The sequence below is a fragment of the Nocardia sp. CDC159 genome (genome assembly GCF_023740735.1).
GTDB lineage: Bacteria > Actinomycetota > Actinomycetes > Mycobacteriales > Mycobacteriaceae > Nocardia > Nocardia pulmonis.
Genome location: NZ_JAMRXH010000032.1, coordinates 1 through 26,099 on the forward strand (window position 1 = coordinate 1; position 26,099 = coordinate 26,099).

Below are 26,099 nucleotides of genomic sequence, written 5' to 3' on the forward strand. Positions count from 1 at the left end.
ACCGGGCCGCATTCCGCCGCGGCCGCCGAGGTCTCCCATCCGGCCAAGCAGGGCCTGGTGCAAGCGTTCGCGGTCTATGTCGACACTCTGTTCGTCTGCACCGCGACCGGTTTCCTGATCCTGTCGACCGGCGCCTATCGAGTGTTCGACGGCGAGAGCGCCAGTGGGGCCGTGCTGGCCGACGGCGGGGCGCTGCCCGCGGATGTCGCGGTCGGACCGGCCTTCGCCCAGGTCGGAGTCGACACCTTGTGGAGCGGGGTCGGCTCCACCTTCGTCGCTGTATCGCTGGCCTTCTTCTGCCTCACCACGATCATCGCCTACTACTACATGGCGGAGACCAACCTGCGGTTCCTGCTCGGCAAGTACTCGCCGGTTCCGCTGCCGTTCATCCGCAGCACGGTCGGGTCGACCTTCACCCTCGCGCTGCAGGCATTGATCCTGATCTCGGTCATGATCGGTGCGGTGTCGACCGCGACCGAGGCGTGGACCCTGGGCGATATCGGTGTGGGATTGATGGCCTGGCTCAACATCATCGGCATCATCATCCTGCAACAACCGGCGTTCAAGGCGCTGCGCGACTACGAACGTCAGCAGAAGGACGGCCTGGATCCGATATTCGATTCACAGGCATTGGGCATCCCTGGCGCCACGTTCTGGGAGAACTACACCCGCGGCAAGGACCGCGCCACGACCAGCGTGTAACCGGGCAGACCTGGGTCACGCGGAGACATCCGCGAGCGAATCATCTGTGCCAGCGCACTGTCGGGATCGACGGTGCGCTCCCGGAACGGCTTGCCGGTCGCGAAGTGACTTCACCGAGCAGGCTCGAGGCGAGCGTCGAGCGCGAAGGCACCGGCACCGACGATGAGCAGGAACACGCTGCCGCACAGCTGAGCGAGGTCGGTGCGTGATTCGTGGACGAAGTCCCACCAGCCGGACTTCCCCGGAAACAGCGCCGCGTCTCCCCACAAGATGGGCAGTTTGGTGATGAGAAGCGCACCGATCATGTCGACAATCATCGGAATCGCGGCCACCCGAGTCAGCAGACCGACCAAAATCAGCGCACCGCAGGCGATTTCGAAGACCCCGTCCAGGGGACCGAAGAAGCCCGGCGCGGGGATCCCCGCCTTCTCGAAACGCCCGACGCCCAACCGATCCGGCTGCAGGAATTTCAAGATACCTTCGAACAAAAAGACCGCGCCGACATAGAAGCGGATGAGCACCACCGCCCCGGGCGCGCCCGTCGCGGTCAGGCGGGACAGCGCAGAACCATTGGCAGACAAAGGTATCCCCTCTCGAACGAGCCTGTCACCTTTTGTGCGATTCTGCGGTACGGCGAATCGGTCCACTGCGGATTCGCGGATCCATAATTGCACGACCCCGACGGCCCGCCGCCACTTCGACGAATCCCGGGATGACGCGGGCTATGCTGGCGCTGTGTCGCTCACGCCGACGGGGCTAATTCGCCGAGAACAGCAAGCAGCTCGGCACACAGCGGTCCCGCCGGCCGCGAGCCGGCACGGTGCCCGACAACGGCGAAGTGTCCTCGCCATCGCGGTGGCGCTGGCAATGCCGGGCGTTCTTGCCTGCGGTGAGCCCGTGCGCTCGCCCGACACCTCCGTCGAGCGGGCCGTGCCGGAATGCACGCACGGCACGGTGGTGCTGAACTCGGCGGATTTCCTCGAGCGGGGTCGGGCGCCCGACCCCACAGTCGACCCTCTTCGATGGTTCTTGTATCGGTCGGCGGATTCGGTCTGGTGCGCCGGACTCACCCATCAGGACCTCATCGATACCGGTCGCGCGGTCGTCAACCAACACCCGCAGCTGTGCGAGGACACACCGGCTGGGGGGTCGTCGGCGGCGATCCGCGCCCTCATCGACGGTGGAACCGGCGGCGGACCGGTCGCTGCCGGGTACGCCGGTGCGAACCTGGGGTTCGCCCGCGGCGCCGTCTACGAGCGGTTCGTCTCGGCCGCGACGGTGTTCTGCCCGTGAGCGGGCTCGTCAGGTCCTCTCACTGCACGAGCGGTGGCATTATCCGGGGCGGTTCCGCCGCCGCCTTTCGCGGACGCCGGTAACGACGAGCCGGATCAACAGCACAGCCCCGAGCGCTACGCCGATCACGAGCAACGCCAACCCCACTCCGGCCATCGTCGCCTCCCAAGCGCTCGAACCCGCGCTCCCGTCAAGCATTTCGATCCCTAGCCCTTCATCGGGGTATCACCGCTCGCACGATCGCAGCGTCCTCGTTCAACGCCCGGCGGCGGGGACGGCGGACAGCGTCAGCAGCCGATCCCCCGCACACAGCATCGATACGGCCGGATCACCGGGCCACCACCGCATTCCATCCCGCAACACCGCCAGCACCAGCGGCCCACAGTCTGCGGGGCTACCCCCGATCTCACCCGCACGCACGGTCCTTTCGGTCACGGCGAGATCCGGATGCTCGGCCAACAAATCCAACAGCGCCCGCGGAGCGCCGGGGCAGCGGACCGCGGCGCCCAACAGCGCGCCGGTGACCTCACCGACCACCACGACCCGATCCGCCCCGGCCCGCAAAACCGTTTCCCGCCAACCGGAATCGTCGAGCGCGACGCAGAGCGTGGCATCGTCGTTGATCTCCCGTACCGCGGCAACGATCTCGGCCGTCCGACGATCGTCACCGATCGAGACGACCACTTGCACCGCATCGCCGGCCCCCGCGGCCAGCAGTGACGACCGGTCCCCACTGCCCCGCACGACGCGCGCCCCGTCGTCTGCGGCACGGCAAAGCCGCTGCCGATCGTGGTCGATGACCACCAGTTCGGGGCGTCCCTGCTGTCCCCGCAGAGCATGCGCGGCGCACCGCCCGACACTGTCGTAACCGACAACGACCGTTCGCATTCGCAAAGGCTTCTCCTGATCAGCGACGACTGGATACCATCGCCGACCAGACTTCCCGGCACGCCGCACCAAACGTAGCGGTTGTGTCCCCGACTGTGCCAGTTTCGCCGCGCCCGACACGCGCCGCGACGAAGCGGCCCGCCGCCCGCGGCGGATACTCACGCCCCGGAGGAACCGTTTCCGTAGCCTGCACGCCACCGATCGATCAGCGGAGGCAGTTCGCGGTCCATGTAGGCGTAGAAGTCCTGCATCTCGTGCAGGCGAGTCGCGGTCGGAGTATCGGCCGCGACGGCGTCCAGTCCCTCCTGGGCGGCGTCTCGCATCACCTTCAGCATCACGTTCTGCTGTGAAAGCAGATGCGCCCAAGCCCCTTTGGGAAACCGGTAGTGCTCGCGGCGACTCCCCGGCGCCGGTACCCGCTCGATCAAACCCGACTGCGTGAGCTGTTTGACCGCGGTCGACACCGCGCCCGTGCTGATCGACAACCGCTCACACAGATCGGCGGCGGTCATCGTCTCCTGCTCGCTGTACAACAGCGCGGTCATCACCCGCGCTGTCGTCTTCTGCATCCCGCCCTGAGCCATGGTGAGCGCCAGCCGCTCGGCCGCATCCCGAAGTCGCTGCGTGGAATCCATACGAGCCACACTATCGAATCCTTAACAGGTTTTGAATCTTCAAAAATCTTTGAAAGTTGGATACAGTCTGAGACATGTTGCACGCGATCGAACTCCGCGACCTCACCAAGACCTACGGCGCGCGCCGGGGCCTGACCGGACTCACCCTGGATGTCCGCTCGGGGGAAGTGTTCGGCTATTTGGGCCCCAACGGGGCCGGGAAGTCGACCACCATCCGGCTGCTGCTCGACCTGATCCGCCCCACCGACGGCAGCGCCCGCGTCCTCGGGCTCGACCCGCGTCGCGACGGGGTCCAGCTGCGCCGCAGAGTCGGTTACCTCGCAGGCGATTTCGTCGTCGACGGCCGCCAGCGGGTAGGTGAATGCCTCCGCTTCTTGGCGGCGCTGCGTGGCGGTGTGCCGCAGCAGCGCATCGATGATCTCGCCGACCGGCTCGACCTGGACCAGAGCGCGACGATCAAGAGCCTGTCCAAGGGCAACCGGCAGAAGGTCGGCCTGGTGCAGGCGTTCATGCACACCCCCGAACTATTGATCCTCGACGAACCCACCTCGGGCCTGGATCCTCTGCTCCAGCAGACCTTCCTCGAACTGGTCGGCGAGGCCGCCGCCAACGGGCAGACCGTGTTCATGTCCAGTCACATCATGGACGAGGTCGAAGCCGTAGCCGACCGCGTCGCCATCCTGCGGGAGGGCCGGCTCGTCGCCCTGGACACCGTGACCGACCTGCGCGCCGAAGCGGTACGCCACATCGAGATCGACTTCGCCGCGCCGGTGCCCCTGGCCGAGTTCTCCAGTCTGCCGGGGATCGTCAACCCGAGCCTGGATACGACCGGCACCATTCTGCGAGCAGGGTTGATCGGCTCTCCCGACGCTCTGGTCAAGGCCGCCGCCCGGCACACCGTTGCCGCGCTGCGCACCACCGAACCACATCTGGACGAGATCTTCCACGCCCAGTACACCGGCAGCGCCGCCGCACTGTGAACGGCCTCCGACACCTCTACCCACATACCCCCCTTCGTCACGCTAGGACCTGAACATGACCACTTCCATCACCGCTATCGCCCCCTTGGCCGAGCCCGCTCTGGCGGTCGCCCGCACCGCCGTGCTCACCAAGTCGCTGCGCGACAACCGCCGCGGACTGCTCGGCTGGACGATGGGCATTACCCTGGCCGCCGTCGCCTACTCCAGCTTCTATCCGCAGATGGCGAAAAACGGTGCCGCGCAAGCGGAAAGCATCCCCGAAAGCCTGCGCGACGCCTTCAACATGAACGACATCACCTCGGCGCCCGGATATCTGGGCTCGACGGTGTTCGGCCTGATCGTGCCCCTGCTGGCGATGTTCTTCGGCGCGGCGTTCGGCGCTCGCAGCAGCGCGGCCGACGAGGAATCGGGCACCCTCGATCTGCTCCTGGCCCATCCCCTCACCCGCACCGCACTGATCGTGCAGCGCTTCGCCGCCCTGGTACTCGCCGCCACCGGCATCGGAGCGGCGGTGTGGCTGGCGATGCTCGCCATCCGCAGCGGCGCCGAGCTCACCACGATCAGCCCCGGCCAATTCGCTGCCCAGTGCGTCAATCTCGCCTTGCTCGCCATCGTGTTCGGCGCGATCGCGACCGCCGTGGGTGCCATCACCGGCCGTCGTGGGGCAGTGCTCGCGATCACGGCCGCGGTCGGAGTGGCCGCATACGGGGCACACACCTTCGCCGCACAGCTCGGAATCGATTGGGCCGCATACCTTTCCCCGTTCCACTACTACCTCGACGGGGAACCGCTGCGCAACGGCTTCCAGCCGATCGGCATCGCCGTCCTCGCGCTGACCTCCGCCGTCCTGGTGGCCGCCGGAACATACCGCTTCAACCACCGCGACCTCGGCTGATCCGAACGTGCCTGTAGCCCGGCACAACCGGGCTACAGGCACGTTCCCGGTGCGGCAAGATCATCCACCGTCAAGGAACCGTTAATCTGGAGCGAGTTGCCATGATCGGCCGCGTGCCATCATGCGGGAGGGTTGGAGGCAGTCTGTTCGTTCAAATTCTCGGTGTGCTCACCGGCTTGATCGTCCTGCCGTTCGCGGCCGACCATCTCGTCATGGGGGCCGCCCGCATCGCCCAGCGATTACAACTCACACCCGCGGTCGTCGGGGTCGTCATCATCGGATTGGGTACCTCCGCACCGGAATTCGTCGTCTCGGGCACCGCCGCCGCCACAGGCAACGCTGGGATCGCCACCGGCAACCTGATCGGCTCGAACATCCTCAACGTGACCCTCGTCCTGGGCGTCGCCGCCATCTGGCGGGGCGTGGCCGCCAGCTCGACGGTGCTCAACCACGAAGTCGCCGTATCCGCCCTCGCGGTGGCATTGTTCGCGCTGGTGATCGCGACCGGCCTGCACCTGTGGAGCGGCCTGCTCCTCGCTGCCGCCGCCGCGCTCGCGATCACTCTGCTGGTGCGCTGGGCCCGCGCCGATCACACCAACACCGCGGTCGCCGAGCAGGCCATCGAGTTCACCGCCCCCGCCGATGGGACCCCGCATACCGAGACCGGGGTGCTCCGCGAATCTCTCCGCACCACAGCAGGTTTGGCAGCCGTGCTCATCGCGGCACAGCTGCTGGTCACCAACACCGCAGCGATCGCTACCGAACTCGGAGTCTCCCAACTGGTCATCGGCGCCACCCTGGTAGCGCTGGGCACCTCCCTCCCGGAGCTGGTCACCGCCATCCAAGCGCAACGACGCGGCGAAACCGATCTGCTCATCGGAAACGTCTTCGGCAGCAATCTGTTCAACAGCCTCATCGGCGGCGGAATCGTCGGCATCTTCACCGGGACCACACGATCGATCCCGGTGCATGTCCCGACCTTGCTCGCCATGGTGGCCACCACGGCCCTGGCCTGGCTCCTGCTCCGCCGCGACCTGCGCCTGACCCGCCCCGAAGCGGCCCTGCTGCTCCTCGGCTACGCGGCCACCCTGCCGCTACTGCTCGTCGCGTAGACCGCGGCACCCGTTCGCGCATTGTCGTGCCGGCGGTGATCCCCGGGAGCTATCCGGCGCGCGAGTAGCATGACACCGTGGACACAACCGACGTGCTGGTCGTCGGGGCCGGTCCCACCGGTTTGACGCTGGCCTGTGGCCTACTGCTGCACGGTGTTTCGGTACGAGTCGTCGATCGCGCTCCCGGCCCAGCGACCACCTCGCGGGCCAACTTCCTGCACGCCCGTGGCTCCGAGGTACTGGATCGCCTCGGCGCGCTCGGCGCACTTCCGGACACGTCGTTGCGGGCTTTGCGAATCACCACCTATCTCGGTGACCGGCCCATCCTCGAACTCCGGTTCGGTGATCCCGAGTTTCGGACCGCAGCGCCGCCAATGGTGGTGTCACAGGCCGAAATAGAAGCCACTCTGCGCGCCAGAGTGGCCGAACTGGGCGCCACGGTAGAGTGGCGGCGAGGGCTCGTCGACCTCACCCAGCAGTCGGACGGCGTCATCGCCCGTCTCGGCGACGGCCGATCGGTGCGCGCGCAGTGGGTGGTCGGCTGCGATGGGACCGCGAGCACGACACGCACCCGCACCGGCATCGGATTCCCCGGAGTCAAGCTTACCGAGCGGTTCCTGCTGGCCGACGTACATCTCGACTGGGATCTCGACCGCAGTGGCACAACCGGTTGGATACATCCGGGCGGACTGGTCGGCGCGATGCCGATGCCCGACCCGGACGGGCGCGGCGACCTGTGGCGGCTGTTCGCCTACGATCCCGGCATTCGGCAAAGACCGGAAGAGCAAGAGGTTCTCGAACGATTCCGCCGGATCCTGCCGGAGCGCACCGGGCGAACCGCGGAATTCGGTGCCGCGGAATGGGTTTCGTTGTTCTCGGTGCACCGCCGGCTCGCCGACACCTACCGTCGCGACCGGGTCCTGCTCGCGGGCGACGCCGCGCACGCGCACGCGCCGTTCGGCGGGCAGGGCATGCTCACCGGCATCGGTGACGCCGAGAATCTGGCGTGGCAACTCGCTCTCGTGCTCCAAGGGCACGCCGACCAGCGGCTGATCGATACCTACGAGGCCGAGCGCCGCCCGTTGGCGACGGGCGTGTTGCGCGGCACCAGCGCGGTGACCCGGATCAATATCGCGAGCAACCCAGCCGGCCGGTTCCTGCGCGATCAGGTGATCGTTCGCGTCGTCGGCCTGCCGACCGTCCAGAGATTGGCGACGTACGCCGCCTCACAGCTGTGGGTGAGCTACCGCAAGGGTCCACTCGGCGGCGGCGGGCCCAGACCGCGGCCCGGTGACCGGATCGGCGACCTCCCCTGCGCCCGCGCGGATGGCACGCCGACGCGACTGCACGCCGAATTGGGTGATCGGTGGGCGGTACTGGCGCCGAAAGGCGCCATTGTGGATTCGACCCGGAATATAGCGAACAAACTTGGCGGTAGGCTTTGCGTGCTCCACTATGACAGGGCACCGGTCATGCTGGTGCGGCCGGACGGCCATCTGGCCTGGCGCGGCAATCTCGACGACGCCATGCGCATGGATGAGTGGCTCTCGAATGCGCTGTCCCAGGGACGAACCCGCTGAGCCTCGAATCACTTTGCCGCCGCGCTGCTTCACGGACCGAGTTACGACGCGTTCGCCTCCGTATCGCGGTCACGGCGGTTGCGCCAGCGCATGAGCAACAGCAGCGCGAGGAATGCGCCTATCACGATGACGACTTCGATCACGGTACGTGTCCTGCCACTCGGAGCGATGTCCTGGCTACGGCGGTCGCGAAGGGACCGGGTACATCGCCGAGGATACCGACGCACCAGCGGGATCCGGCGCAAATTCGGTATCGGTGATCTCCGCTCGGGCCGGTCGCCACCGGCCGATCAAATCACGCGAACAGAAAATACCGCATCCACAGGTAGGGGGCGGCGATCGCGATCGTGATCGCCGTGACCACCGCGCCCTTGCGGGTGAACTCCCAGAACGTGATCGGCGTGTCCGCACGCCGGGCGATGCCGAGCATCACGACGTTCGCGCTGGCGCCCACGGCGGTGAGGTTTCCGCCGAAGTCCGCACCCGCCGCCAGCGCCCACCACAGGGTGCCGGCCTGATGTCCCATGCCGCCGACCAACTCGGCGACCAGCGGACTCATCGTCGCCACATACGGGATGTTATCGATGACCCCGGACAACACCGCGGACACGACCAGGATGAGCATGGTCGCGACCAGGGCGTTGCCGCCGGTGGCCTGCACCGCGAGACGGGAAAGATGCTGGATGACACCGGTTTTCACCAGGGCGCCGACCATCACGAACAATCCCGCGAAGAACAGCAGTGTTTCCCATTCCACCGCCGACAGGTAATCGCGTTGCCCCAGACCCGAAATCAGCACCAGGATCCCGGCGCCGAGCAGCGCCACCACCGAGGGGTCGATGTGGAACACCGCGTGGCCGATGAATCCGGCGAATACCCCCGCCAGCACCAGCCCGCATTTGATCAGCAGCCCGCTGTCACGAATGGCCTCGCGTTCGTCCAGCGACATCACCTCCGCGGCGCGGGCCGGGTCGACGGTGAAACTGCCGCGAAACAACCACGGCAGCACCAGCGTGAACACCGCCAGTTCGATCACGACCAGCGGAGCCATATGCACGAGAAAGTCGTTGAACGACAACCCGGCTCGGCTGCCGATGATGATGTTGGGCGGATCACCGATCAAGGTGGCCGCGCCGCCGATATTCGACGCCAGCACCTCCGCGATGAGAAACGGTATCGGCCCGATATCGAGCCGCTCGCACACCAGCAGCGTGACCGGAGCGATCAGCAGCACGGTGGTGACATTGTCCAGAAACGCCGACGCGACCGCGGTGATCAGCGTGAGCAGCACCATCACCCGTAACGCGGATCCCTTGGCGCGCTTGGCCGCCCAGATCGCGACGTATTCGAACACACCGGTCTGGCGCAGCACCCCGACGATGATCATCATCCCCAGCAGCAGGAAGATGACGTTCCAGTCGATGCCGGTGTCGTGGGAGAAGAAACTGTCCGAAGATCCGACCACCCCGAACGCGAGCACGATGCCCGCGCCCGCCAGCGCGGCCTTCGTCTTGTGCACCCGCTCGGTGGCGATGAGCACATACGCGGCGACGAAGACCGTGACCGCGATGGCGACGCTCATCGCGGCCGCCCCGCAGGGGACGCGGCCGCGGCGTGGGTCAGGAGTGCTGCAACGCGGCCGCCAACAGCCGCGAGGCGGTGATCACGCCGATCAATTCGGAATCCTTCACCACGGCGACCAGCGGACTGCGGAACCGGGCCATGGTCGCAGCGACTTCGATGATCGTGTCGTCGGCCTTGGCGGCGGGCACCTTCGCCAGCCGCTCGGGGATCACGTCCCGTACTTTCTTGCCGCGCAACCTCGTCACCGCCTGGTCGCACACCGACTCGCTCAGCACCCCGGCCAGCGACGGGTCGTCCTGTACGTAGCGTGGGACGAGGAACCGCACCACCTGTGAGGCGGGCAGCACGGCCTCCGGGCTGCCATCGGGATTGGTGACCAGGATGCCGGGCAGTCGGTGCTCGGCCAACAGCCGAGCCGCGTCGAGCGCATCGGTGTCCATGCCGACCACCGGGTATTCCTCGGCCATCTGAGAAGCGTGCACACCCGCAGAATACGACCGCCGAGGTCATGATCGCTGTAACGGAATTCGTCAAGATCATCGCGGGATGCGGCATGGGCGGCTCCAGGGTCGACTGTCCGTCGCCCGAGGTCTCGGGCCACGTCGCCGACCAGACTTCCCGGCACACCGGTAGTAAAGATGCCGTAAACGCCGGTTCCGGAGCAAGTCGCCGGGCGCGACGATCCCCGGTGGGTGTGACTGGTGGAACGCGGCCGGGGAAGTACGGTGGGTTCCGGTGAAGTTGAATGCTCATTTTTAGCCGTGGTAAGAGAATCGTCGTGTCATGGCCAACGACCGCCCCGCGCCGACCGAACCGCCTGCCGGTGATTGCCTACGCCGCCGCAGGTCAGCGGTGTTCGGTCTGATGACCGGCCGAGCGGTGCCCACGGCCGCCGTGCACACATCCCGCGGTACGCTGCCGATTCCCTCTCACCACGAGGCTGTCTCCTACCGTGCGGATCTGGACGGATTGCGCGGGCTGGCCATCGGCCTGGTGGTGGTGTTTCACGTCTGGTTCGGGCGAGTGTCCGGTGGCGTGGACGTGTTTCTGGTGCTGTCGGGGTTCTTCTTCACCGGTTTGCTGCTGCGTCGCGCCGAGTCGTCCGGATCGGCCGATGGGCTGTTCGTCCTGCGTCGCACCGCGCGTCGGCTGCTGCCGTCGATGGTGGTGGTCCTCGCCGCGGTCGTGATTGCCGCGGTGCTCATGCGGCCGTATACGCAGTGGTCGGATATCGCCGCGCAAACGCTGGCGTCGCTGGGCTACATCCAAAACTGGTGGTTGGCCTCGACCTGGTCGGACTATCTGGCCGCGGATCCGTCGGTGAGCCCACTGCAGCACCTGTGGTCGATGTCGGTGCAGGGCCAGTTCTACCTGACCGCCCTGCTCACCGTCGCCGCCGCAACGTGGCTCGCGCATCGGTACCGGCGCGGGACGGGCATGCGTCCGATGCTCGCCGTGATCGTGATCGCTTCGGGCGCGGCGTCGTTCGTCTATGCGATACAGGGCACGGCCACCCATCAGGGCTGGAACTACTACGACAGCGCCGCCCGCGGCTGGGAGCTGCTGGTCGGGGCGGGACTGGCGCTGGCGGCACCGTATCTGTCACCGCCGCGACCGGTCCGAGTCGCGCTGGCCGGGCTCGGCGTGGCGGGGGTGGCACTGTGCGGCTGGCTGATCCTCGACGGCGCCAACCGATTTCCTGGACCCGCCGCGCTGCTGCCGGTCAGCGCGGCCGCGGCCCTGATCCTGTCCGGCAACAATCTCACCCCCAGCCAGCGACCGTGGGGGAACCGGATCCTGACCACCCCGGCGGCGCGCTGGCTCGGCGACATCGCCTATCCGCTGTATCTGTGGCATTGGCCGATCCTCATCTTCTATCTCACCGAACGCGGTCACGCCCACGCCGGGCTCCGCGGCGGCCTCGCGGTCATCGCCGTCTCCGTCGTGCTCGCCTGGATCACCCACCGGTGGGTGGAGGAACCGCTGCGGTCACGCGGCACCACCGGTGAGCCGGTACGGTCCCGGCGGGTGACCCGCACGGCGGTGTCGGCGACTGCCGCCGTCGTGATCGCCGCGACCGGCGCCTGGCAGATCGCGGTGCTCGAACTGCAGCCCGCGCGAGCGGTCGGCGCACTGAATCCCAGCCTGTATCCCGGTGCGGAGTCCTTGGCCTCGGGAATGTCGGCACCGACCGTGCGGATGCGCCCGACACTGCTCGAGGCGGCCGCGGACCTGCCCGCACCGACCGGCGACGGCTGCATCTCCGACTGGGACACCCGCGACGTGATCACCTGTAGCTACGGCGATCTTCACGCGACCCGAACCCTCGCCCTCGTGGGCAGCTCACATGCCGAGCACTGGCTCCCCGCCCTGCAAACCCTGGCCGCCCAACACTCCTTCCGCATTCAGACCTATCTGAAGATGGGCTGCCCGCTCACCCTCGCCGAGGACGCGACCTACAAGGGCGAACCCATCCCGGACTGCCGCGACTGGTCCCGCGAGGTCATCGACCGGCTCGGCACCGACCGCCCCGACTGGGTCTTCACCACCGGCACCCGCCCCCGCCCCGACATCGGCGACGAAACCCCACCCGAATACCTCGATGTCTGGGCGGCACTGGCCGACCGCGGCCTCCACGTCATCGCCATCCGCGACACACCCTGGCTGCGGCGCGACTCGATCCGCTACAAGGCCACCGACTGCCTCGCAGCCGGTGGCGACCGCATCAGCTGCGGCATGCGCCGCGAGGACGCGCTCGACCCCATCGACCCCTCGATCGAGCCGGGCTCTCGCTACCCCAACGTCTTCCCGATCGACCTCACCGACGCGATCTGCGAGCCGACGGTATGCCCGGTCGTCGAAGGCAACATCCTCGTCTATCACGACGAACACCACCTCACCGCCAGCTACTCCCGGTCGCTGGCGGGCGCACTGGGCCGCCAACTGCAACCATTGCTGCGCTGGTGGTGAACCATCGAACCGCCAGGACGGTCCGGCCCTCGCACGCCCCGCGGCTGCGGCCACGAAGTACCGTATCTGCCGTCGTACCGATGCAACAGGAGGTGCTCGATCGTGACGCCGCGTCGCCACGGCCGATTGCGTCGGCTGATCCTGGCAGCCATCCTCGCGATCATCGCCCCCGCTTTCGGCTACGCCTCCACCGCGCCCATGACCCCGGCGGTGGTCGCCTCGACCCCAGCTCCCGACACGCCGATGCGCATCCGCTACGGCGACACCGATGACACCTTCGGCGACCTCTACTTACCCAGGACTCGAGCGCCCCACCCGGTGGTCGTGCTGATCCACGGCGGCGGTTGGGCCCAGCACCGTTCCCTGACCCAATTCGCTCCGCACGCGCGTTCGCTCGCCGAACACGGTGTCGCCGTGTGGAATATCGAATACCGCCGGGTGAACGGCGCGGGCGGATGGCCGCTCACCCTCACCGACGTCGACAACGCCGTCGACGCGCTCGCCACCGTTGTCCAGAACCGCACGGGCAATCGCCTCGACCTCCAGCGCGTACACCTGGCGGGTCACTCTGCGGGAGGCCAGCTGGCAGCCTGGGTCGCGGCCCGACACGCCCCGGCCCACAGCGGCGGGCCGTCCGGCCTACGCGTACGCAGCGCCACTCTGATGGCCGCCGTCCTGGACCTGCACCACGCCGCGACCAAAGGCCACGACCCGCACGTCCGCAAACTGCTCGGCGGCCGCCCCGACGAGGTCCCCGACCGCTACCGGATCGCCTCCCCCATCGCCAATCTGCCTGTCGCCCTGCACATCACCGCGATACACGGCGACAACGACCGGGTCGTCTCCCCTGAGCACAGTCGCCGCTACGTCACCGCCGCCCACTCCGCCAACACCGCGAAACTGCACATCCTGCCCGGCACCGGCCACGCCGAATTCACCGACGCCGCCGCTCCGGCATGGTCGGCCGCGCAGGCGACCATTCTCGACTACACCGCCACGCTGCGCTGACACAACTTCGCCAGCGGCAGCGCTGAGCCCTGCTCGGCCGGACCAGTCATGCGCCCGCGCTGTCGACGTCTCGCACCCCCGCAACCGAACCGCTCCGGCGGAGAGCGAGAGCAACTGTGCCCGCACAACCGATGACGTTGTCCCCTGCCGAGCAACGGAGCCGGGATGGCACGCTCGAGCCAACCCCGAAAGGCAGGACCATGAGCAGCCGATCGCCATCGCCGTCCCCGCTCGCAGCACCGATTGTCGTCGCCGTCGACGGATCGGCGACCTCTCATCGGGCGGTCGCGTGGGCAGCCGTCGAGGCGACCCTGCACCACCGCCGACTGCACCTTCTGACCTCCGCAGCGATTCCCACCGGATTCGCACCCGCAATCGACTTCGACAGCGAACAGTTCTACTGGTTGCGCGACCTGGGCAACCGAACCCTCACCGGCGCAACGGCAATCGCACGCAAGGCCGCGCCATCCGACGACCTCGAGATCACCACCGAAGTCACCCTCGAGCCCATCATCGCCGAACTCATCTCCCGCTCGAGGCATGCCCACATGCTCGTTCTCGGCAGCCACGGACACAGCGCCTTCCGGCGCGGATTGCTCGGCTCGGTCAGCACCGCGGCGGCGCACCACGCACACTGCCCGGTCGCGATCGTGCACTCCTCTTCGGCGATCGACCCTATATCCGCGCGCCGACCCGTCCTGGTCGGTGTCGACGGCACCCCCAACAGCGTGCCCACCCTCACCATCGCGTTCGAAGAAGCAGCACGACGCAAGGTCGAACTGATCGCCCTTCACGCCTGGAACGACACCGGCCGCACCGATCTGCCCGCACGAAACTGGGAAGCCCTGCGCGAAGCCGAACACGCGGCACTGGCCGAGAGCTTGGCCGGGTGGAGTGAAAAGTACCCCGACGTACCGGTCCGCCGCATCGTGACCTGCGACCGACCCGCACGAGCGCTGCTAGACGAAGCCGAGAACGCCCAACTGATTGTCGTCGGCAGCCACGGCCGCGGTGGATTCACCGGAATGCTGCTCGGTTCCACCAGTAACACCGTGCTGCACATGGCGGAATGCGCGATCATCGTCGTCCGTCAACCTCTACAGCACTGACAATCCGCCCGCCGTGGCCGGGCATACCCCACGAAGCACAGTCTCCTTCCGCGCCTCGGATGACGCCCGGTACATCGGCGCGGGGCGCTGTCTGCCGTCGGCAACTCCACGCAACCGGGTCAGCGGTACTCGGGGTTCTCGAAGTCGAATCGGCATCCGGCGTCCCATTCGGAACGCTGGGTGCCGTGGGCGGGAATCCCGTTGTTGTCCTTCACCATTCGGGCCAAGTGAATGAGGTTCAGGTCATGAAGGTGGTGTTGCGGTTGGTGAAGTCGTTGTCCGGGCCGCCCGAACCCGGATCCAGATACGACGGACCCGGCCCGGCCTCGCCGATCCAGCCCGCGTCGGCCTGGGGCGGGATGGTGTAGCCCAGGTGCTGCAGGCTGTAGAGGATGTTCATCGCGCAGTGTTTGACGCCGTCTTCGTTGCCGGTGATCAGGCACCCGCCGACGCGGCCGTAATAGGCGTACTGGCCACGCCCGTTGAGGATCGAGGAGTTGCCGTACAGCCGCTCGATGACCCGTTTCATCACCGAACTGTTGTCGCCCAACCAAATCGGCCCGGCCAGCACCAGAATGTCGGCGTCCATCACCCGCCGCTGCAGCACGGGCCATTCATCCACCGCCCAGCCGTGTTCGGTCATATCCGGCCACACACCGGTCGCGATGTCGTGATCGACCGCGCGGATCTGGAAGACCTGCACCCCACTCTTCTCCATGATGCGAGCGCTCAGATCGATCAGACCCTGGGTGTTGCTCCGTTCGGGCGAACGTTTCAGGGTGCAATTGATGAACAGTGCCCGCAGGTCGGCGTAATCGGCCACGGCGCTGAACCTTCTCTCCGAATCGGTCGGCCACCTCGGAGCCGACGAGATGACCCCGACGGTAGCCCCGTGCCGGCCCAGCGAGCTGGCATTACCGATGACGAAATGGTGACGTACGCCTACGCGTCGAGCGGGCCAGCGTTACCGGGCCGCATATCGGTGCTGATTCGTGCAGGGTCACGCCACGGCAGGAACAGCCCCAAGGCAACCATGGCGAGGCCGAGGACGAAGTGTAGCCAGTTGTCAGCGGTGTTGACCGGGATGAAGTTGACGTCGCTGGCTGGATCGATGAGCAGCCCGTACAGCCACAGCACCAGATAGATGAGGCCGCCACCGATCAGAAATCCCCGCGACTGCGCGGCGACACGAGCGGACGAGACACCGGCGAAGCCGAAGCCGAGATGGATGATGTTGTGCAGCGCCGAGACCTGGAACAACCCCAGCAGTTTCGCATCCGTGTGATGCCCGGCCCACACCAGCGTGTCGTAACCGGTGGTGATGCCGGGGACGAAGCCCAGCACCCCGACCAGCAGGAAAACCGAAGCGACTGCCAGACAAGCGTATTGGGCCGGCGATCGTTGCCCGGCGCGAGCGTCCGAAGTGGCCACGATGAAAGCCTTCCGATCGTCGATGGAACGGTGCCGGACCGTCCGCCGCCGACATACCCCGGTCGCGACCGTGAAAACACCGGTAAAGCTCGATGACTCGGTCGAACGGACTTGTCCCGAGGACATCCGGTTACACCCACGCTTTCGCCGGGTCAGGCGGCAGTCGCGGCGCGCACTGGCCTGACAATTCGCCTGTCCACACCGGCCGACCGACCATCCTCGACCGCATCACACGTTGCCAACAGCTGCGAAACTCCGGATTTCTCAGCAGGTTTCCGGTGCGCAGATCGTCCATCGGCTCCACTGGCAGCACCTTGGCGACCGGCGCATCCACGGGCGAGCACGCGATGATCGACAACGCGACCAGATGGAACACCACGTCGGCGGCCGCATTCCCGGATTGCGGCGCCAGTAGTCGAATGCGATTCGGCCAACGTGATGCCCTGCTGCGGGCCGCGATGCCATTCCCGTCGTTCAAGGGGCCGTACTCAACGGCCAATTTCGGGGTAGCTGAAGCCACGCGCCGATCATTCCCACCGCGGTCAACAGCGCTTGCATACCGTCCCAGCCTCCGGCTACCGCGAGTGGTCGATCGTCGACTTGGAACGGACACAGCGCCAACTGTTGGTCGAGGGGCTGGAAGGGCCGGCCGATCATGACCAGGTGCCGTTCGCCGTTGTGGCTGATCGCTCGTGCCGCGAGAACATCGCTCATATCCGCTTCGAAGGTGGCCCGATCGGCAGTCTGATTCGGGAAACCGGGCTCGGCCGCAAATCGGATTCGCTCGGTGTTCTCGTTCGCTTGCGCCAGCAGTGTCCCGATTCGGACGAGTGCGCGATACAGCGCGGCCAACTCATCCGAGCCGTGAGCGGTCAGCGCGGGATGGCCATCGATTCGGAAAGCGCACTCGGCACCCCCGCCGGACTTCGGAGTCGGCTTGCCGACCTCGATGATCACCGCCCGACCGTTCTTGGACACCAATCGGGACATGATCACCCCGCCGATGGCGCCGCTCACCGCGGACTCCGCACAGCAATCCACGAATCGTTGTCCCGATACACAAAACCTCCTGGTCGGCAGCAATGAACTCACTCGCCGACCAGACTTCCCGGCACACCAGCACAGAGCGTAACCCCTCGCGCGCGAAAGGTACTCGCATTGCCTCAGACTCGAGACCAGCACCAGTGCGCTGACGCCCGGTAACGCGACCATCCACGGGGACGAAATGGAGAACGGCATGTCCCATACATCCAGCACACTGCGGCTGAAACAAGCCCGTACTCAACCAGCAGCCCGCCCGTGGCGGATCGCTTCCCACCTGTTGGGAGATACCACTTCGGCGGCGCTCCGGGCCGTGTTACCTCGCCACGAACAGCCGTCCGCCCAACCTCTCTGCATCGTGACCTCCAGTAATCGCGACGCATTGATCACACCGGGGGACTCCGAACTCTCGACCACCGCGATCGCCGGGCTGTGGAACGGCGCTCGTTTCCCTCGCGCGTTACAACAGGGCGATCACCATCCCACCAATCCGTCGGCGAGACTCGGAATCTTCAACGCAGACAACACCTCCGAGCGCACATCCGGGCAACTCGCGGCCGTGGCCACATCGATCGACGAACGGTTGTTCATGATCGCGAGATTGATGCCGTTGTTGCGCGCCGCCCACTCCTGCACCCTGGCGTTGAACTCCGCCTTATCGGCGTCGATGGGAGGGTCGTCGCGACGCCAATCGCCCACCTCCGCAGCGAGCATCGTGCACAGCTGCTCGGCGGCTTCGGTGGAGATAGCCGGTCCCGCCGGCAGGGTGGCCGGCAGGCTCGTCGCGGTCGGCACTGTGCTCGTCGCGGTGGCCTCGGACTCGGGCGACTCGGTGCTGGTGGCGCATCCGGCGAGTGCCGCGGCCAGCGATATCCCGGTGGCAAGCGCGAGCGTGGCGGCGATCCGGTTTCTGGATCGGAATTCGGTCATGATCAATCTCCTCGATGAACTCGTTCGAATCACCTCCACCCATACCCGGCGATTCCGGCACGAAACGCCGGACTGATACGAACGATTCCGAATCCCCTTGTGCCGCAGACCAAACGCCCATGAACGAACCGACGGGGGTCGAGATTCGCGCCGCGCCGGGCGCATGCTTGTCCTCCCGGCGTGGTAGCCGCGAATCGCCCTGACCGACAGGGCCGAATGAGATGTAGCACGAAAGAGAGTGATCGTGATGACCGATATGCCGCATCAGGGCATCGGCTACCAGGCCAGCGCAACCCACTATCGCGTCAGCACGCCTGCCGCGGTGGCGAATCTTCTCGTAGGCGGTACAACGATCCTGGCGGGTCTGTACCTGGCAATCTCACCGTGGGTGGTCAACTCGTTCGTCGACGGCGCCGAACGACTGGCGATGATCAATATCATCCTCGGCCTGGCGATTGCGGTATACGGGCTCGCGCTGAGCACGGTACCGGCCGAAGCCTCCCGCGCCGGTTGGGCGCTGCTGGCCATCGGTGTGTGGGAGTTTCTCACCCCGTGGGTGATCGGCCCGCACACCGGCGCGACCCTGTGGAACAACATCGTGATGGGCATCGTCATCGGGGTTCTCGGAGTGGACGCCATCGGGATGTACGCCCGCAAGGCGATGACAGGCGGTAGCAACTCCGGTGCTGGTTCCGGAACGATCCGATGATTGAATAAGCCAGACGTTCACCGGGTTCGGCTCCGGGTTCAGCTGGGCCCGGAGCCGAATCAGGTCCGACTCGCCGCCGTTGCCGAGCCACTCTCGAGTCAACGCACCGCGGCGCAGGCGATCCGGTCGCCGGTGGTTGCCGGGTCGTCCTTACCGGAGTGGATGATCACCGCGCGGCCCGTGGCGGCGGTGCGCAGGTCGGCCAGGGTGAATGCCCCCGTGGTGGTGGTCAGCAGTCCCCGGTTGTCGGCCCGGATCTCGATCGAGCCCAGATCGCCGAGCGAGGCGCTGTTGTCTCCCGGCGTGGCGAGGAGTGCACCCGCGGTCCGGAACGCGGCGTCCGGTTCGCAGACACCATGTTCGTGCACGGCGATACCGTATCGGCCGGGCTCGAGGTTGTGCACTTCCGCACGGATCTGAACGAATCCAGCGCGTTCGACGAAGGTCACGGTTCCGGCCGGTCGGCCCTGTGCATCGATGAACCCGGCGGTCACCGAATTGCCGCCGGGCTCATGACCCGGCTCGGCCGGTCCCTCTCCAGATGTCGGCGGCACGGACGAACCGGTCCATACCGCAGGCGTCGTCCCGGTCGTGCGGCTCGACTGTTGATCGGCAGTACACCCGGCCGTGAGCCAGGACGCCGCGCCCCACGCAACGAGCGCCGCCAGAGAGCAGGTTACGGTGCCACGCGTCGGCTGGATCGATACCCTCATGACTTCCCCGCCACAAACCGCCAACGCTGGTTTCGGTCGGGCTCATTCGCGATCCGCGACATCAGCACCTGAGTGCCGGAACTCAATTCTGGAAGGATCCAGGCCCGCGGAACCTGTTCGGGCAACGCCCTTTCGATCGTGACACTGCCGTCGCCCACCTGCCGAATCCGCCACGGCTGACCCGGTGGAAGCATGTCGGCGATCACCCCGGACTCGCCGTCCTCGTGGGCGTACAAGCCATCGAGTGACAGGGTGTAACCGCCGGGGTTGCCCGCGAGGATATCTACCGTCCACACCCGTTGCGTGGCCAAGGCGACGACCGGTACGGAGGCATCGGCAACGGTAGGGAGCAGACCGATCGAGAAGTCTCGATCCTCCGCCCCGACAGGCAGAATCATGTAGGCGCCGGGTTCGAGGTTGTCCATGGTGGTGCCTCCCAACTGGTGATATCGGAGTCGTGTTGCGCCCGCGCTCCGGAGATTCCGCCCCGGCGGCGGGTTGCACCGCCGGGTGGTTCGGCTGGGTTGCGGCGCGCCTCGCTCTGTCTCTCGGTCGGCGTGCCGTGCCGAACGAGGTATCGAGCGCCTCTCGGTCATGCCACGCCCGGCGCGGACCATGCGCGTTGGGCCGAGGCGGATTACGGCTCGCGCGAGCAGCGGGCGGCGATGGTGTCGGCGAAGACCATGGGCAATGGCGCACTATGCAATCGTTGCCGTGCGCAGCCGTTTGGTATCAGACCTGATAGCTGTCTATATCGGGACGGGCGCCGGGTTCGCCGCCAGCCGCCGCGAAGGCCGTCAGGGCACGGACCAAACCGGTGCGATCGGACGGACGCATCTGCTCGACAACGGCGGCGATTTCCCGCCGCCGCTGCACGGTCACCTGCTGCACGACCTGGCGGCCCCGCGCGGTCAACTCGATGATCAGTTCGCGCTGCGACTCGGGATTGGGTCTGCGGTCGACCAACCCGGCCACCACCAAACGTTCCACCATTCGCGTGGCGGTAGAGGGCTGGACGTTCAGATTGGTGGCCAGGCTGGCGACATTGGACGGGCCGCGGCTCGACAGCAGCACCAGCGCGCGGAACTGCGGAATGGTGATGGAGTCGTCGACCCGAGCGATCGAGCGCGCCGACATCGCCACCAGCAACCGAGAGGCCGTCAACAACGCGTCGGTGATCTCGTCCACCGATTCCGCGGCCACCGAATCTCGTCGAGCCATCACGTCCTCCGTCACGCCGTCTTGTCGATCCCTCCATCCTGCCGCCCCCGCCCGCCGTGGCGCTCGGTCACCGGCCGATCCGGCCGAGGCCGCACCAACGGCACTCGCGTGTCCACCGCAACAGTTGCATGCGGTAGGTAACTCACCGGGCGGTGCGGATGTCACCCCGCAAGCGGACCCGACAACACCCGGCAGGACGGCTAACCGCAAAAGCAGAGCGTCGGGACCATTCGGCATGGCCAGCAACGTCGCGTCGCGCTGCCCGAGACGAGATTTCCCGCATGGCTTTCCCTTTCGGGTTTTGTTGCACAGTGCAAGGGTAGGCCGAAGGTGCACAGCTCGGTCGGCTCGAACCAGGCGGCGGTACAAAGGCGTTCCGCCGCTACGGAGGGGATCGATACCACGATCTACCCAAGCTCCCGGTCCCGCGCCGCCGGTCCGATCGGAACCGGCTGCGCGTACACAGGTAACAGCCATGTCGACATTACGATTCGTGCCAACGGCGACACCGCCTCGCTGCCGACATTCCGGCACCCGGCCCTCGATCGGCCCGTCTGCCGGTTCGGACTCACCTGCCCTAGCGGATGCCGACAGGAATCCGGGAGATGCACACGACCGTCCGACAGCACCGACGCTGCTCGCCGCGACTGTGCTCGCCGACCATTCGCACCGAGATCACTGTGCGAGAACACGATTCATTGGTTGTACGGACAGATTCGGGATGTGAGAACAATGCCGCGGCAGGATCCGCAGCATACGGAAACCGGCGAGGCGGCCGACAAGATCCGTGAGGCGAACGCCGAGGACACCATGCCGATGAGCAGGGAGCAGTTGCTCGAGGCGCTCAGCCCTGAGCCGATCGATAACCGCTCCGACACCGAACGCCGTCTGCGGCAAGAGGATTGACAACGCCCGGACGAGGTTCCCGGGCGCCACTCCCGCACCGACGACGGTCCACTCCGGCGCTTGCCCGAGGAGACCGTGTCCGAAAACCGAGCGCAGCCGGGATGGATGAGGGCAAAGCTGCCGCTCGATCGCCGAATCTCCGCGCAGTAGCAGGAGATTCGGACCAACCTGCGACTCGACACGAAAAGAAGACGACATGACCAACGAAAAGCCGATCAACCGCGGTGGACGCGCATACCGCGGCACCGGGGTGGACAGCTACGACAACATCGAACCATGGTTCGAAAAGCTTGCCGGTTTGCCGGTGGACGACCCGCAGCGCGCCCAGTTACGTGAGCAGATTCTGCGATTGTGCCTCCCCCTGGCCGACCACATCGCCCGCCGCTTCCGTGGCCGCGGACAGGACCCCGACGACCTGCTGCAGGTGGCGCGGGTCGGGTTGGTGCTGTCGGTGGATCGCTTCGACGTCGGCCGAGGCTCCACGTTCCTGTCGTTCGCCATCCCAACGATCACTGGTGAGGTCCGTCGGTTTTTCCGCGACCAGGCATGGGCCACCCACGTACCGCGCCCGGTCAAGGAGCTGCACTGCCGAATCGGGCCCGCTACCGAAGCGCTGGCTCAGCGCCTGCACCGCATGCCGACCGCCCGGGAACTGGCGTCCGAGCTCGGCGTCGAACCCCTCGAACTCACCCATGCGCTCGTCGCGGCCAACGCCTATCGAAGCGATCCGCTGGACAAGTGCATCGCCGCCGACGAGAACGACGACGGCTCGCTCGAATGGACCGCTCCGCTCGGTACCGACGAACCGGGATACAGCCTCACCGAAGAGGCGCTGACCATCGCCCCGCTGCTGAAAACCCTACCCGAACGCGAACGCACAATCCTCATCTTGTGTTTCGGCCGGAACCTCCCCCAGGCTCAGATCGCTCGACTCGTCGGTCTGTCCCAGATGCACGTCTCGCGCATCCTGTCCAAAACCCTTCGGCAGCTGCGCGCTCAGGCCGAGGAGGACCAGTACGCCGTCAGCTGAACCGGGCGTCCGGTCGACGATCAGGCCACCGCTCTTCTCAGGGTCCGTCGGCCGCTCTGTCCCGATGTGGGATCAAGCTGACCCACCCGCCGCCGAAGCGCTGCTGGCGTGGGCGTCCGATCAGTACCAGGACGAAGGTCAGCAGACCGACCACGTGGCTGTTGACGGCTGCGGCGATGGGAAATTCGAGGATTCCGGGCGCGAGGGTCAGCCACCCGCCGGTGGCGAGGTTGAGCCAGCGCAGCCCTCGCAGAATGGCGTAGGCGGACAGATAACCGATCGACGCGAGCGCTGGTCCGGCGATGCGGTCGCTGGTAGCGGCCGGGGCGCCGTACTCGAGAACAGAGGGGGCGGCCATCAGCCAGATTCCCGCCGCCGCCAGCACGAATTGAGCCACCATGTCAGTCCTCCTGCCCCCGTAGCCCCCAGAAGGCGCGCCAGGTGGATTCGCCGGAGTCGTGGACCCGCCGCAGGTGCTGCAGGCTGGCCAGGACCTCGTCCATCGCGAGCGGGATCATCACCATGGAGATGACCGCCGACACCAGGCACAATGTGCAGTAGGCGCCGTAGAGTACCGGCTGGGCGATGACGAGCAGGATGCTGATCGTGCCGAGCGGACCGACCGCGATGCCGAAAATGATGACGATCCACGGCATGGACCGCCACCGTCGAGTACCGCCGATGACACCGGTGATGGCGTCGACCAGATAGGCCGTGGCGCCGAGTGCGGCGTCGGAGACCGGAAGCACATGCGACAGCGGCGAATCCAGCACCACTCGGCTGCCGCCGCCGAAGAACGGCTCCCACACCGTCGGCACCACCTCGTACTGGTAGAGCGCCAGGTAGGCGGCGATACCGAATCCGGCCAGTGCGGCCGCGACGATCGGTAACCGCTGTGGCCAGGTGGAGGGGTTCCGATCCCAATCCGGCGGCATCGCAACCGATCTGGCGGTGCCGCCAGCGGGTCCGATGCGACTCACCGCAGAATCTTCCATGCGATTGCGCCGAATCCCGCGGCGGCAGCCGCCGTCGCGAGTTCGCCGTGGTGGCGAGACAGCCAGACCTGGGGGCTGCCGTATCGGGACCGCCGGTCGAAGCGGCCGTGGGCGCCGTAGTCCTCGGTGTCGTCGAGCGCACACCACAGATTCGCGGGCCGGTCGGGCCGATCCTGTTCGGCGGTCTGCTGCGATCTGTATCCGGTGCGACCGAGGTAACGGTCGAGCAAACCGGGCACGAACTTGTTGGCCACAAGGGTCGCCACCGTACTGGCGCCGACCCAGTATTCCCGGCGGCCGGGGTGGTCGGCGGCGTAGAGGACGGCGTCGGCGGCGAGCTCGGGCTGGTAGATCGGCGGCACCGGCTGCGCCTTGCGGGGCATCCGGCTTTCCGCCCAATCGAATTGGGGCGTATTCAATGCCGGCAACTGCACCATCGTCACACGCACTTCGCTGCCCTGATGCAGTAGCTCGCACCGCAGCGACTCGGTGAACCCTTGGATCGCGTGCTTGGCACCACAGTAGGCCGCCTGCAACGGGATTCCCCGGTAGGCCAGCGCGGAGCCGACCTGCACGATCGTTCCCCGCCCCCGCGCCTGCATGCGCCGCAACGCAGCGCGGGTGCCGTGCACGTACCCCAGATACGTCACCTCCGTCACCCGGCGGAACTCCTCCGGCAGGGTCCGTTCGAACGGCGCGAACACAGCGGTGAAGGCGTTGTTCACCCAGATATCGATCGGGCCGAGCTCGGCCTCGACCCGTTCGGCCGCACGCTCGACCGCCGCATGGTCGGCCACGTCGACCGGAATCGCCAAAGGCGTGCCGCCCCGGGCGTATACCTCTTTCGCCGCGGATTCGAGCCCCTGCTCGCCGCGGGCCAGCAGCGCCACCTTGTCGCCGCGGGCACCGAACACGCGGGCACACGCTCTGCCGACACCCGCGCTGGCTCCTGTCACAACCACGACCTTGGATGCCTCGTTCATCGGCTCCTCCTTGTATCGGCGCTGCGCCGATCCCCCTCCTCGCAGCGGAGAAGAGCTCGGCGACAGCAGATTTCGAGTGATTAGCGGTGCGCCCGGGTCGGGGACGGGGGTTCGCGCGGAGTCCATACGTTGAACGGGATGTCGAGTTCCGCCGATCCGGCGCGTTCGAAGACGAACGTGAACGGCAGAGCCAAACCCGGGCGCAATGCTCCGTCGATCAGGTTCACCCGCACGGTGATCGGCTCGTCCAGCGCGCCGGTGGGCTGGACCTGTTCGATCGGCTGACCGGCAGCCAGCGCCGTTCCTGCTTCTACGACCAACTGTTCCGGCCGGGCATCGATCGTCACCGAGGTGGCGGCCGGGGACCTTATCGATACCAGCCGGTCCGGCGCGCCTATGCCGGTGTGCACCGCGGTGAACGACAAGCCGACCCGGCCGTAGCGACCCGTCGACTCGGCCACCGGCTCAGCGGTCAGGTAGACGTTGCGCAGCGCGATGTCGCCGATCTCGCCCCGGGTGCCGTTGGCGTGGCTGTCCTGCAGCGCGGTCTGCGATTGCTGCCCCGCGCTGCAGGCCGCAAGCACCAACGTCGCCACCGCGAGCAGCCCGGCTCGCGCCACCACTACTGGGAGGAGGCTCTTCGATTTCCTTTGCACACGATCACTACCCGAGGGGGTATCGGGGTGCGCCGCCCGGAGCCCAGAACGGGGCGTAACCGTAGTAGCCGTACAACCTCTGGTAGAAGAGAGCCGATTCTCGCAGCGGCGGATCGTACGGGCTGCTGTCCGCGACCGACTCCTTCGTCCGGTCGATGTACACCTCGTGCTGGTCGATCCGGGTGACCGCCTCGACCGGAACCAGCCGTTTGGTCTTGCCGAAGCCGAGCAGACCGCCGGAACCGATACGAAGCAGGCGCACCTGCTTGTCGTGCTCGTCGATGATGAGCCCATCGACCTTCCCGACCTCGTGGCCGTCACGATCGATGACCGTGTGGCCACGGATATCGTCCTTCAGATATCGAAGCTCCAGGTCGGTGTCGTCGAGATCGATCAGTGTGGGTTGATGTTCTGCGGCCATGTGCCACTCCTTTCGGCCCGAACGCCGGACATCGGTGCGGCGAACCTCGCACCAGGACGGAGCGCCGGACATCGGAGGTCCTGGTGTTCGCCTGCCGCTATGCCCCACCATCGCGAGCCGAAACATCGGTATTCGATAACCGAAACCTATTGCCCGACAGGGCCTTACATCCGCCTGCGGCTAGGCCGTGTCTCGAAGTAGGTGTTGTGTCAGAGCCATTGGTCGATGGCGGCGACCTGGATGACGGCCAAGTAGCGGGTGGCGAGTTTCTCGTAGCGGGTGGCGACAGCACGGTGTTGTTTGAGGC

Annotated in this window: 29 protein-coding genes and 1 pseudogene; 13 read left to right on the forward strand and 17 right to left on the reverse strand. The window is 66.8% G+C overall.

The features are described from left to right. Window positions 1–702: alanine:cation symporter family protein (locus NDR87_RS36275; RefSeq protein WP_251918706.1), on the forward strand; the 702-nt coding region annotated here is incomplete at its 5' end. Window positions 703–812: 110 nt separating this feature from the next. Here the strand turns inward: NDR87_RS36275 and NDR87_RS36280 are convergent. Beyond that, window positions 813–1,253, reverse strand: a complete 441-nt coding sequence (locus NDR87_RS36280) for a DoxX family protein (RefSeq protein WP_251918762.1) — start codon at window positions 1,251–1,253, stop codon at window positions 813–815. 316 nt (window positions 1,254–1,569) lie between these two features. Between NDR87_RS36280 and NDR87_RS36285 the strand changes: the two genes are divergently transcribed. After that, window positions 1,570–1,995: a hypothetical protein gene (locus tag NDR87_RS36285; RefSeq protein ID WP_251941323.1), complete on the forward strand. Its 426-nt coding sequence runs from the start codon at window positions 1,570–1,572 to the stop codon at window positions 1,993–1,995. Window positions 1,996–2,250: 255 nt separating this feature from the next. Here NDR87_RS36285 and NDR87_RS36290 read toward each other — a convergent pair whose 3' ends face one another. Further along, a complete protein-coding gene (locus NDR87_RS36290) occupies window positions 2,251–2,883 on the reverse strand; it encodes an NAD(P)-binding protein (RefSeq protein ID WP_251918711.1) in 633 nt (210 codons plus the stop codon). A 158-nt stretch (window positions 2,884–3,041) separates the two neighbouring features. Further along, the gene (locus NDR87_RS36295; RefSeq protein WP_251918713.1) at window positions 3,042–3,518 is read right to left on the reverse strand and encodes a GbsR/MarR family transcriptional regulator; all 477 of its coding nucleotides are present in this window, start codon (window positions 3,516–3,518) and stop codon (window positions 3,042–3,044) included. Window positions 3,519–3,592: 74 nt separating this feature from the next. Here NDR87_RS36295 and NDR87_RS36300 point away from each other — a divergent pair, with 74 nt between their 5' ends. The 4 genes from NDR87_RS36300 (at window position 3,593) to NDR87_RS36315 (ending at window position 8,085) form a co-directional block, all read left to right on the forward strand. Continuing rightward, window positions 3,593–4,498 carry an ABC transporter ATP-binding protein gene (locus NDR87_RS36300; RefSeq protein ID WP_251918715.1) on the forward strand — a complete coding sequence of 302 codons (906 nt, stop codon included), beginning with the start codon at window positions 3,593–3,595 and terminating at the stop codon, window positions 4,496–4,498. A gap of 55 nt (window positions 4,499–4,553) precedes the next feature. Continuing rightward, window positions 4,554–5,393: an ABC transporter permease subunit gene (locus NDR87_RS36305; RefSeq protein WP_251918717.1), complete on the forward strand. Its 840-nt coding sequence runs from the start codon at window positions 4,554–4,556 to the stop codon at window positions 5,391–5,393. A gap of 164 nt (window positions 5,394–5,557) precedes the next feature. Further along, window positions 5,558–6,505 (forward strand): sodium:calcium antiporter, encoded by a 948-nt coding sequence (locus NDR87_RS36310; RefSeq protein WP_251918719.1) that lies wholly within the window; start codon window positions 5,558–5,560, stop codon window positions 6,503–6,505. A gap of 77 nt (window positions 6,506–6,582) precedes the next feature. Beyond that, window positions 6,583–8,085, forward strand: a complete 1,503-nt coding sequence (locus NDR87_RS36315) for an FAD-dependent oxidoreductase (RefSeq protein WP_251918722.1) — start codon at window positions 6,583–6,585, stop codon at window positions 8,083–8,085. A gap of 295 nt (window positions 8,086–8,380) precedes the next feature. On the opposite strand, the gene NDR87_RS36320 is transcribed toward NDR87_RS36315, so the two are convergent. Continuing rightward, the gene (locus NDR87_RS36320; protein ID WP_251918724.1) at window positions 8,381–9,667 is read right to left on the reverse strand and encodes an SLC13 family permease; all 1,287 of its coding nucleotides are present in this window, start codon (window positions 9,665–9,667) and stop codon (window positions 8,381–8,383) included. 37 nt (window positions 9,668–9,704) lie between these two features. Beyond that, window positions 9,705–10,151: a CBS domain-containing protein gene (locus NDR87_RS36325; protein ID WP_251918725.1), complete on the reverse strand. Its 447-nt coding sequence runs from the start codon at window positions 10,149–10,151 to the stop codon at window positions 9,705–9,707. A 382-nt stretch (window positions 10,152–10,533) separates the two neighbouring features. Here NDR87_RS36325 and NDR87_RS36330 point away from each other — a divergent pair, with 382 nt between their 5' ends. The 3 genes from NDR87_RS36330 (at window position 10,534) to NDR87_RS36340 (ending at window position 14,756) form a co-directional block, all read left to right on the forward strand. Then, the gene (locus NDR87_RS36330; protein WP_372494404.1) at window positions 10,534–12,639 is read left to right on the forward strand and encodes an acyltransferase family protein; all 2,106 of its coding nucleotides are present in this window, start codon (window positions 10,534–10,536) and stop codon (window positions 12,637–12,639) included. A 102-nt stretch (window positions 12,640–12,741) separates the two neighbouring features. Next, on the forward strand, window positions 12,742–13,647 hold the full coding sequence (locus tag NDR87_RS36335) for a S9 family peptidase (RefSeq protein WP_251918729.1): 906 nt from the start codon (window positions 12,742–12,744) through the stop codon (window positions 13,645–13,647). Window positions 13,648–13,847: 200 nt separating this feature from the next. Next, on the forward strand, window positions 13,848–14,756 hold the full coding sequence (locus NDR87_RS36340) for a universal stress protein (protein ID WP_251918731.1): 909 nt from the start codon (window positions 13,848–13,850) through the stop codon (window positions 14,754–14,756). Window positions 14,757–14,875: 119 nt separating this feature from the next. On the opposite strand, the pseudogene NDR87_RS36345 reads toward NDR87_RS36340, so the two are convergent. The 4 genes and pseudogenes from NDR87_RS36345 to NDR87_RS37985 form a co-directional block, all read right to left on the reverse strand. Next, a pseudogene (locus tag NDR87_RS36345) lies at window positions 14,876–15,579 on the reverse strand (flavodoxin family protein). A 119-nt stretch (window positions 15,580–15,698) separates the two neighbouring features. Then, window positions 15,699–16,187, reverse strand: a complete 489-nt coding sequence (locus tag NDR87_RS36350; protein ID WP_251918732.1) for a DUF4383 domain-containing protein — start codon at window positions 16,185–16,187, stop codon at window positions 15,699–15,701. A 130-nt stretch (window positions 16,188–16,317) separates the two neighbouring features. Then, entirely contained in the window at window positions 16,318–16,665 is a 348-nt protein-coding gene (locus tag NDR87_RS36355) for a hypothetical protein (RefSeq protein ID WP_251918734.1), read from the reverse strand. Beyond that, complete coding sequence (locus tag NDR87_RS37985) at window positions 16,662–17,426, reverse strand: hypothetical protein (protein ID WP_372494403.1); 765 nt, start codon at window positions 17,424–17,426, stop codon at window positions 16,662–16,664. The genes NDR87_RS36355 and NDR87_RS37985 overlap by 4 nt, the downstream gene beginning before the upstream one ends. On the opposite strand from NDR87_RS37985, the gene NDR87_RS36365 reads away from it, so the two are divergent. Both NDR87_RS36365 and NDR87_RS36370 read left to right on the forward strand, forming a co-directional pair. Next, window positions 17,425–18,234 (forward strand): hypothetical protein, encoded by an 810-nt coding sequence (locus NDR87_RS36365; RefSeq protein ID WP_251918738.1) that lies wholly within the window; start codon window positions 17,425–17,427, stop codon window positions 18,232–18,234. The two genes, NDR87_RS37985 and NDR87_RS36365, sit on opposite strands and share 2 nt — an antisense overlap. Before the next feature lie 171 nt (window positions 18,235–18,405). After that, window positions 18,406–18,867: an SPW repeat protein gene (locus NDR87_RS36370; protein ID WP_251918740.1), complete on the forward strand. Its 462-nt coding sequence runs from the start codon at window positions 18,406–18,408 to the stop codon at window positions 18,865–18,867. A gap of 98 nt (window positions 18,868–18,965) precedes the next feature. On the opposite strand, the gene NDR87_RS36375 is transcribed toward NDR87_RS36370, so the two are convergent. The 3 genes from NDR87_RS36375 to NDR87_RS36385 form a co-directional block, all read right to left on the reverse strand. After that, window positions 18,966–19,421 carry a superoxide dismutase family protein gene (locus NDR87_RS36375; protein WP_251918743.1) on the reverse strand — a complete coding sequence of 152 codons (456 nt, stop codon included), beginning with the start codon at window positions 19,419–19,421 and terminating at the stop codon, window positions 18,966–18,968. Window positions 19,422–19,576: 155 nt separating this feature from the next. Further along, window positions 19,577–20,005 (reverse strand): hypothetical protein, encoded by a 429-nt coding sequence (locus tag NDR87_RS36380; RefSeq protein ID WP_251918745.1) that lies wholly within the window; start codon window positions 20,003–20,005, stop codon window positions 19,577–19,579. A gap of 307 nt (window positions 20,006–20,312) precedes the next feature. Continuing rightward, window positions 20,313–20,801, reverse strand: coding sequence for a MarR family winged helix-turn-helix transcriptional regulator (locus NDR87_RS36385; protein ID WP_251918747.1), 489 nt, complete (start codon window positions 20,799–20,801; stop codon window positions 20,313–20,315). Between the two features lie 732 nt (window positions 20,802–21,533). On the opposite strand from NDR87_RS36385, the gene NDR87_RS36390 reads away from it, so the two are divergent. Next, window positions 21,534–21,707: a hypothetical protein gene (locus NDR87_RS36390; protein ID WP_251918749.1), complete on the forward strand. Its 174-nt coding sequence runs from the start codon at window positions 21,534–21,536 to the stop codon at window positions 21,705–21,707. A 196-nt stretch (window positions 21,708–21,903) separates the two neighbouring features. Then, the gene (locus NDR87_RS36395) at window positions 21,904–22,737 is read left to right on the forward strand and encodes a SigB/SigF/SigG family RNA polymerase sigma factor (protein WP_251918751.1); all 834 of its coding nucleotides are present in this window, start codon (window positions 21,904–21,906) and stop codon (window positions 22,735–22,737) included. Window positions 22,738–22,774: 37 nt separating this feature from the next. On the opposite strand, the gene NDR87_RS36400 is transcribed toward NDR87_RS36395, so the two are convergent. From NDR87_RS36400 to NDR87_RS36420, 5 genes are all read right to left on the reverse strand, one after another. Continuing rightward, window positions 22,775–23,137, reverse strand: coding sequence for a hypothetical protein (locus NDR87_RS36400; protein WP_251918753.1), 363 nt, complete (start codon window positions 23,135–23,137; stop codon window positions 22,775–22,777). 1 nt (window position 23,138) lies between these two features. Further along, a complete protein-coding gene (locus NDR87_RS36405; RefSeq protein WP_251918755.1) occupies window positions 23,139–23,717 on the reverse strand; it encodes a vitamin K epoxide reductase family protein in 579 nt (192 codons plus the stop codon). Then, the gene (locus tag NDR87_RS36410) at window positions 23,714–24,715 is read right to left on the reverse strand and encodes an SDR family oxidoreductase (protein ID WP_251918757.1); all 1,002 of its coding nucleotides are present in this window, start codon (window positions 24,713–24,715) and stop codon (window positions 23,714–23,716) included. Before NDR87_RS36410 ends, NDR87_RS36405 begins: the two co-directional genes overlap by 4 nt. Window positions 24,716–24,795: 80 nt before the next feature. Next, window positions 24,796–25,338 carry a hypothetical protein gene (locus NDR87_RS36415; protein ID WP_251918759.1) on the reverse strand — a complete coding sequence of 181 codons (543 nt, stop codon included), beginning with the start codon at window positions 25,336–25,338 and terminating at the stop codon, window positions 24,796–24,798. A 40-nt stretch (window positions 25,339–25,378) separates the two neighbouring features. Continuing rightward, window positions 25,379–25,792 (reverse strand): PRC-barrel domain-containing protein, encoded by a 414-nt coding sequence (locus NDR87_RS36420; RefSeq protein ID WP_251918761.1) that lies wholly within the window; start codon window positions 25,790–25,792, stop codon window positions 25,379–25,381. Window positions 25,793–26,099 lie beyond the last annotated feature (307 nt).

Coding starts and splice junctions, on each gene's coding strand:
- NDR87_RS36285 (WP_251941323.1), top strand. CDS start 1,570: ATGCCGGGCGTTCTTGCCTGCGGTGAGCCCGTGCGCTCGCCCGACACC.
- NDR87_RS36290 (WP_251918711.1), bottom strand. CDS start 2,883: ATGCGAACGGTCGTTGTCGGTTACGACAGTGTCGGGCGGTGCGCCGCG.
- NDR87_RS36295 (WP_251918713.1), bottom strand. CDS start 3,518: ATGGATTCCACGCAGCGACTTCGGGATGCGGCCGAGCGGCTGGCGCTC.
- NDR87_RS36300 (WP_251918715.1), top strand. CDS start 3,593: ATGTTGCACGCGATCGAACTCCGCGACCTCACCAAGACCTACGGCGCG.
- NDR87_RS36305 (WP_251918717.1), top strand. CDS start 4,554: ATGACCACTTCCATCACCGCTATCGCCCCCTTGGCCGAGCCCGCTCTG.
- NDR87_RS36320 (WP_251918724.1), bottom strand. CDS start 9,667: ATGAGCGTCGCCATCGCGGTCACGGTCTTCGTCGCCGCGTATGTGCTC.
- NDR87_RS36330 (WP_372494404.1), top strand. CDS start 10,534: ATGACCGGCCGAGCGGTGCCCACGGCCGCCGTGCACACATCCCGCGGT.
- NDR87_RS36340 (WP_251918731.1), top strand. CDS start 13,848: ATGAGCAGCCGATCGCCATCGCCGTCCCCGCTCGCAGCACCGATTGTC.
- NDR87_RS36365 (WP_251918738.1), top strand. CDS start 17,425: ATGTCCCATACATCCAGCACACTGCGGCTGAAACAAGCCCGTACTCAA.
- NDR87_RS37985 (WP_372494403.1), bottom strand. CDS start 17,426: ATGCCGTTCTCCATTTCGTCCCCGTGGATGGTCGCGTTACCGGGCGTC.
- NDR87_RS36370 (WP_251918740.1), top strand. CDS start 18,406: ATGACCGATATGCCGCATCAGGGCATCGGCTACCAGGCCAGCGCAACC.
- NDR87_RS36380 (WP_251918745.1), bottom strand. CDS start 20,005: ATGGACAACCTCGAACCCGGCGCCTACATGATTCTGCCTGTCGGGGCG.
- NDR87_RS36385 (WP_251918747.1), bottom strand. CDS start 20,801: ATGGCTCGACGAGATTCGGTGGCCGCGGAATCGGTGGACGAGATCACC.
- NDR87_RS36390 (WP_251918749.1), top strand. CDS start 21,534: ATGCCGCGGCAGGATCCGCAGCATACGGAAACCGGCGAGGCGGCCGAC.
- NDR87_RS36395 (WP_251918751.1), top strand. CDS start 21,904: ATGACCAACGAAAAGCCGATCAACCGCGGTGGACGCGCATACCGCGGC.
- NDR87_RS36400 (WP_251918753.1), bottom strand. CDS start 23,137: ATGGTGGCTCAATTCGTGCTGGCGGCGGCGGGAATCTGGCTGATGGCC.
- NDR87_RS36410 (WP_251918757.1), bottom strand. CDS start 24,715: ATGAACGAGGCATCCAAGGTCGTGGTTGTGACAGGAGCCAGCGCGGGT.
- NDR87_RS36420 (WP_251918761.1), bottom strand. CDS start 25,792: ATGGCCGCAGAACATCAACCCACACTGATCGATCTCGACGACACCGAC.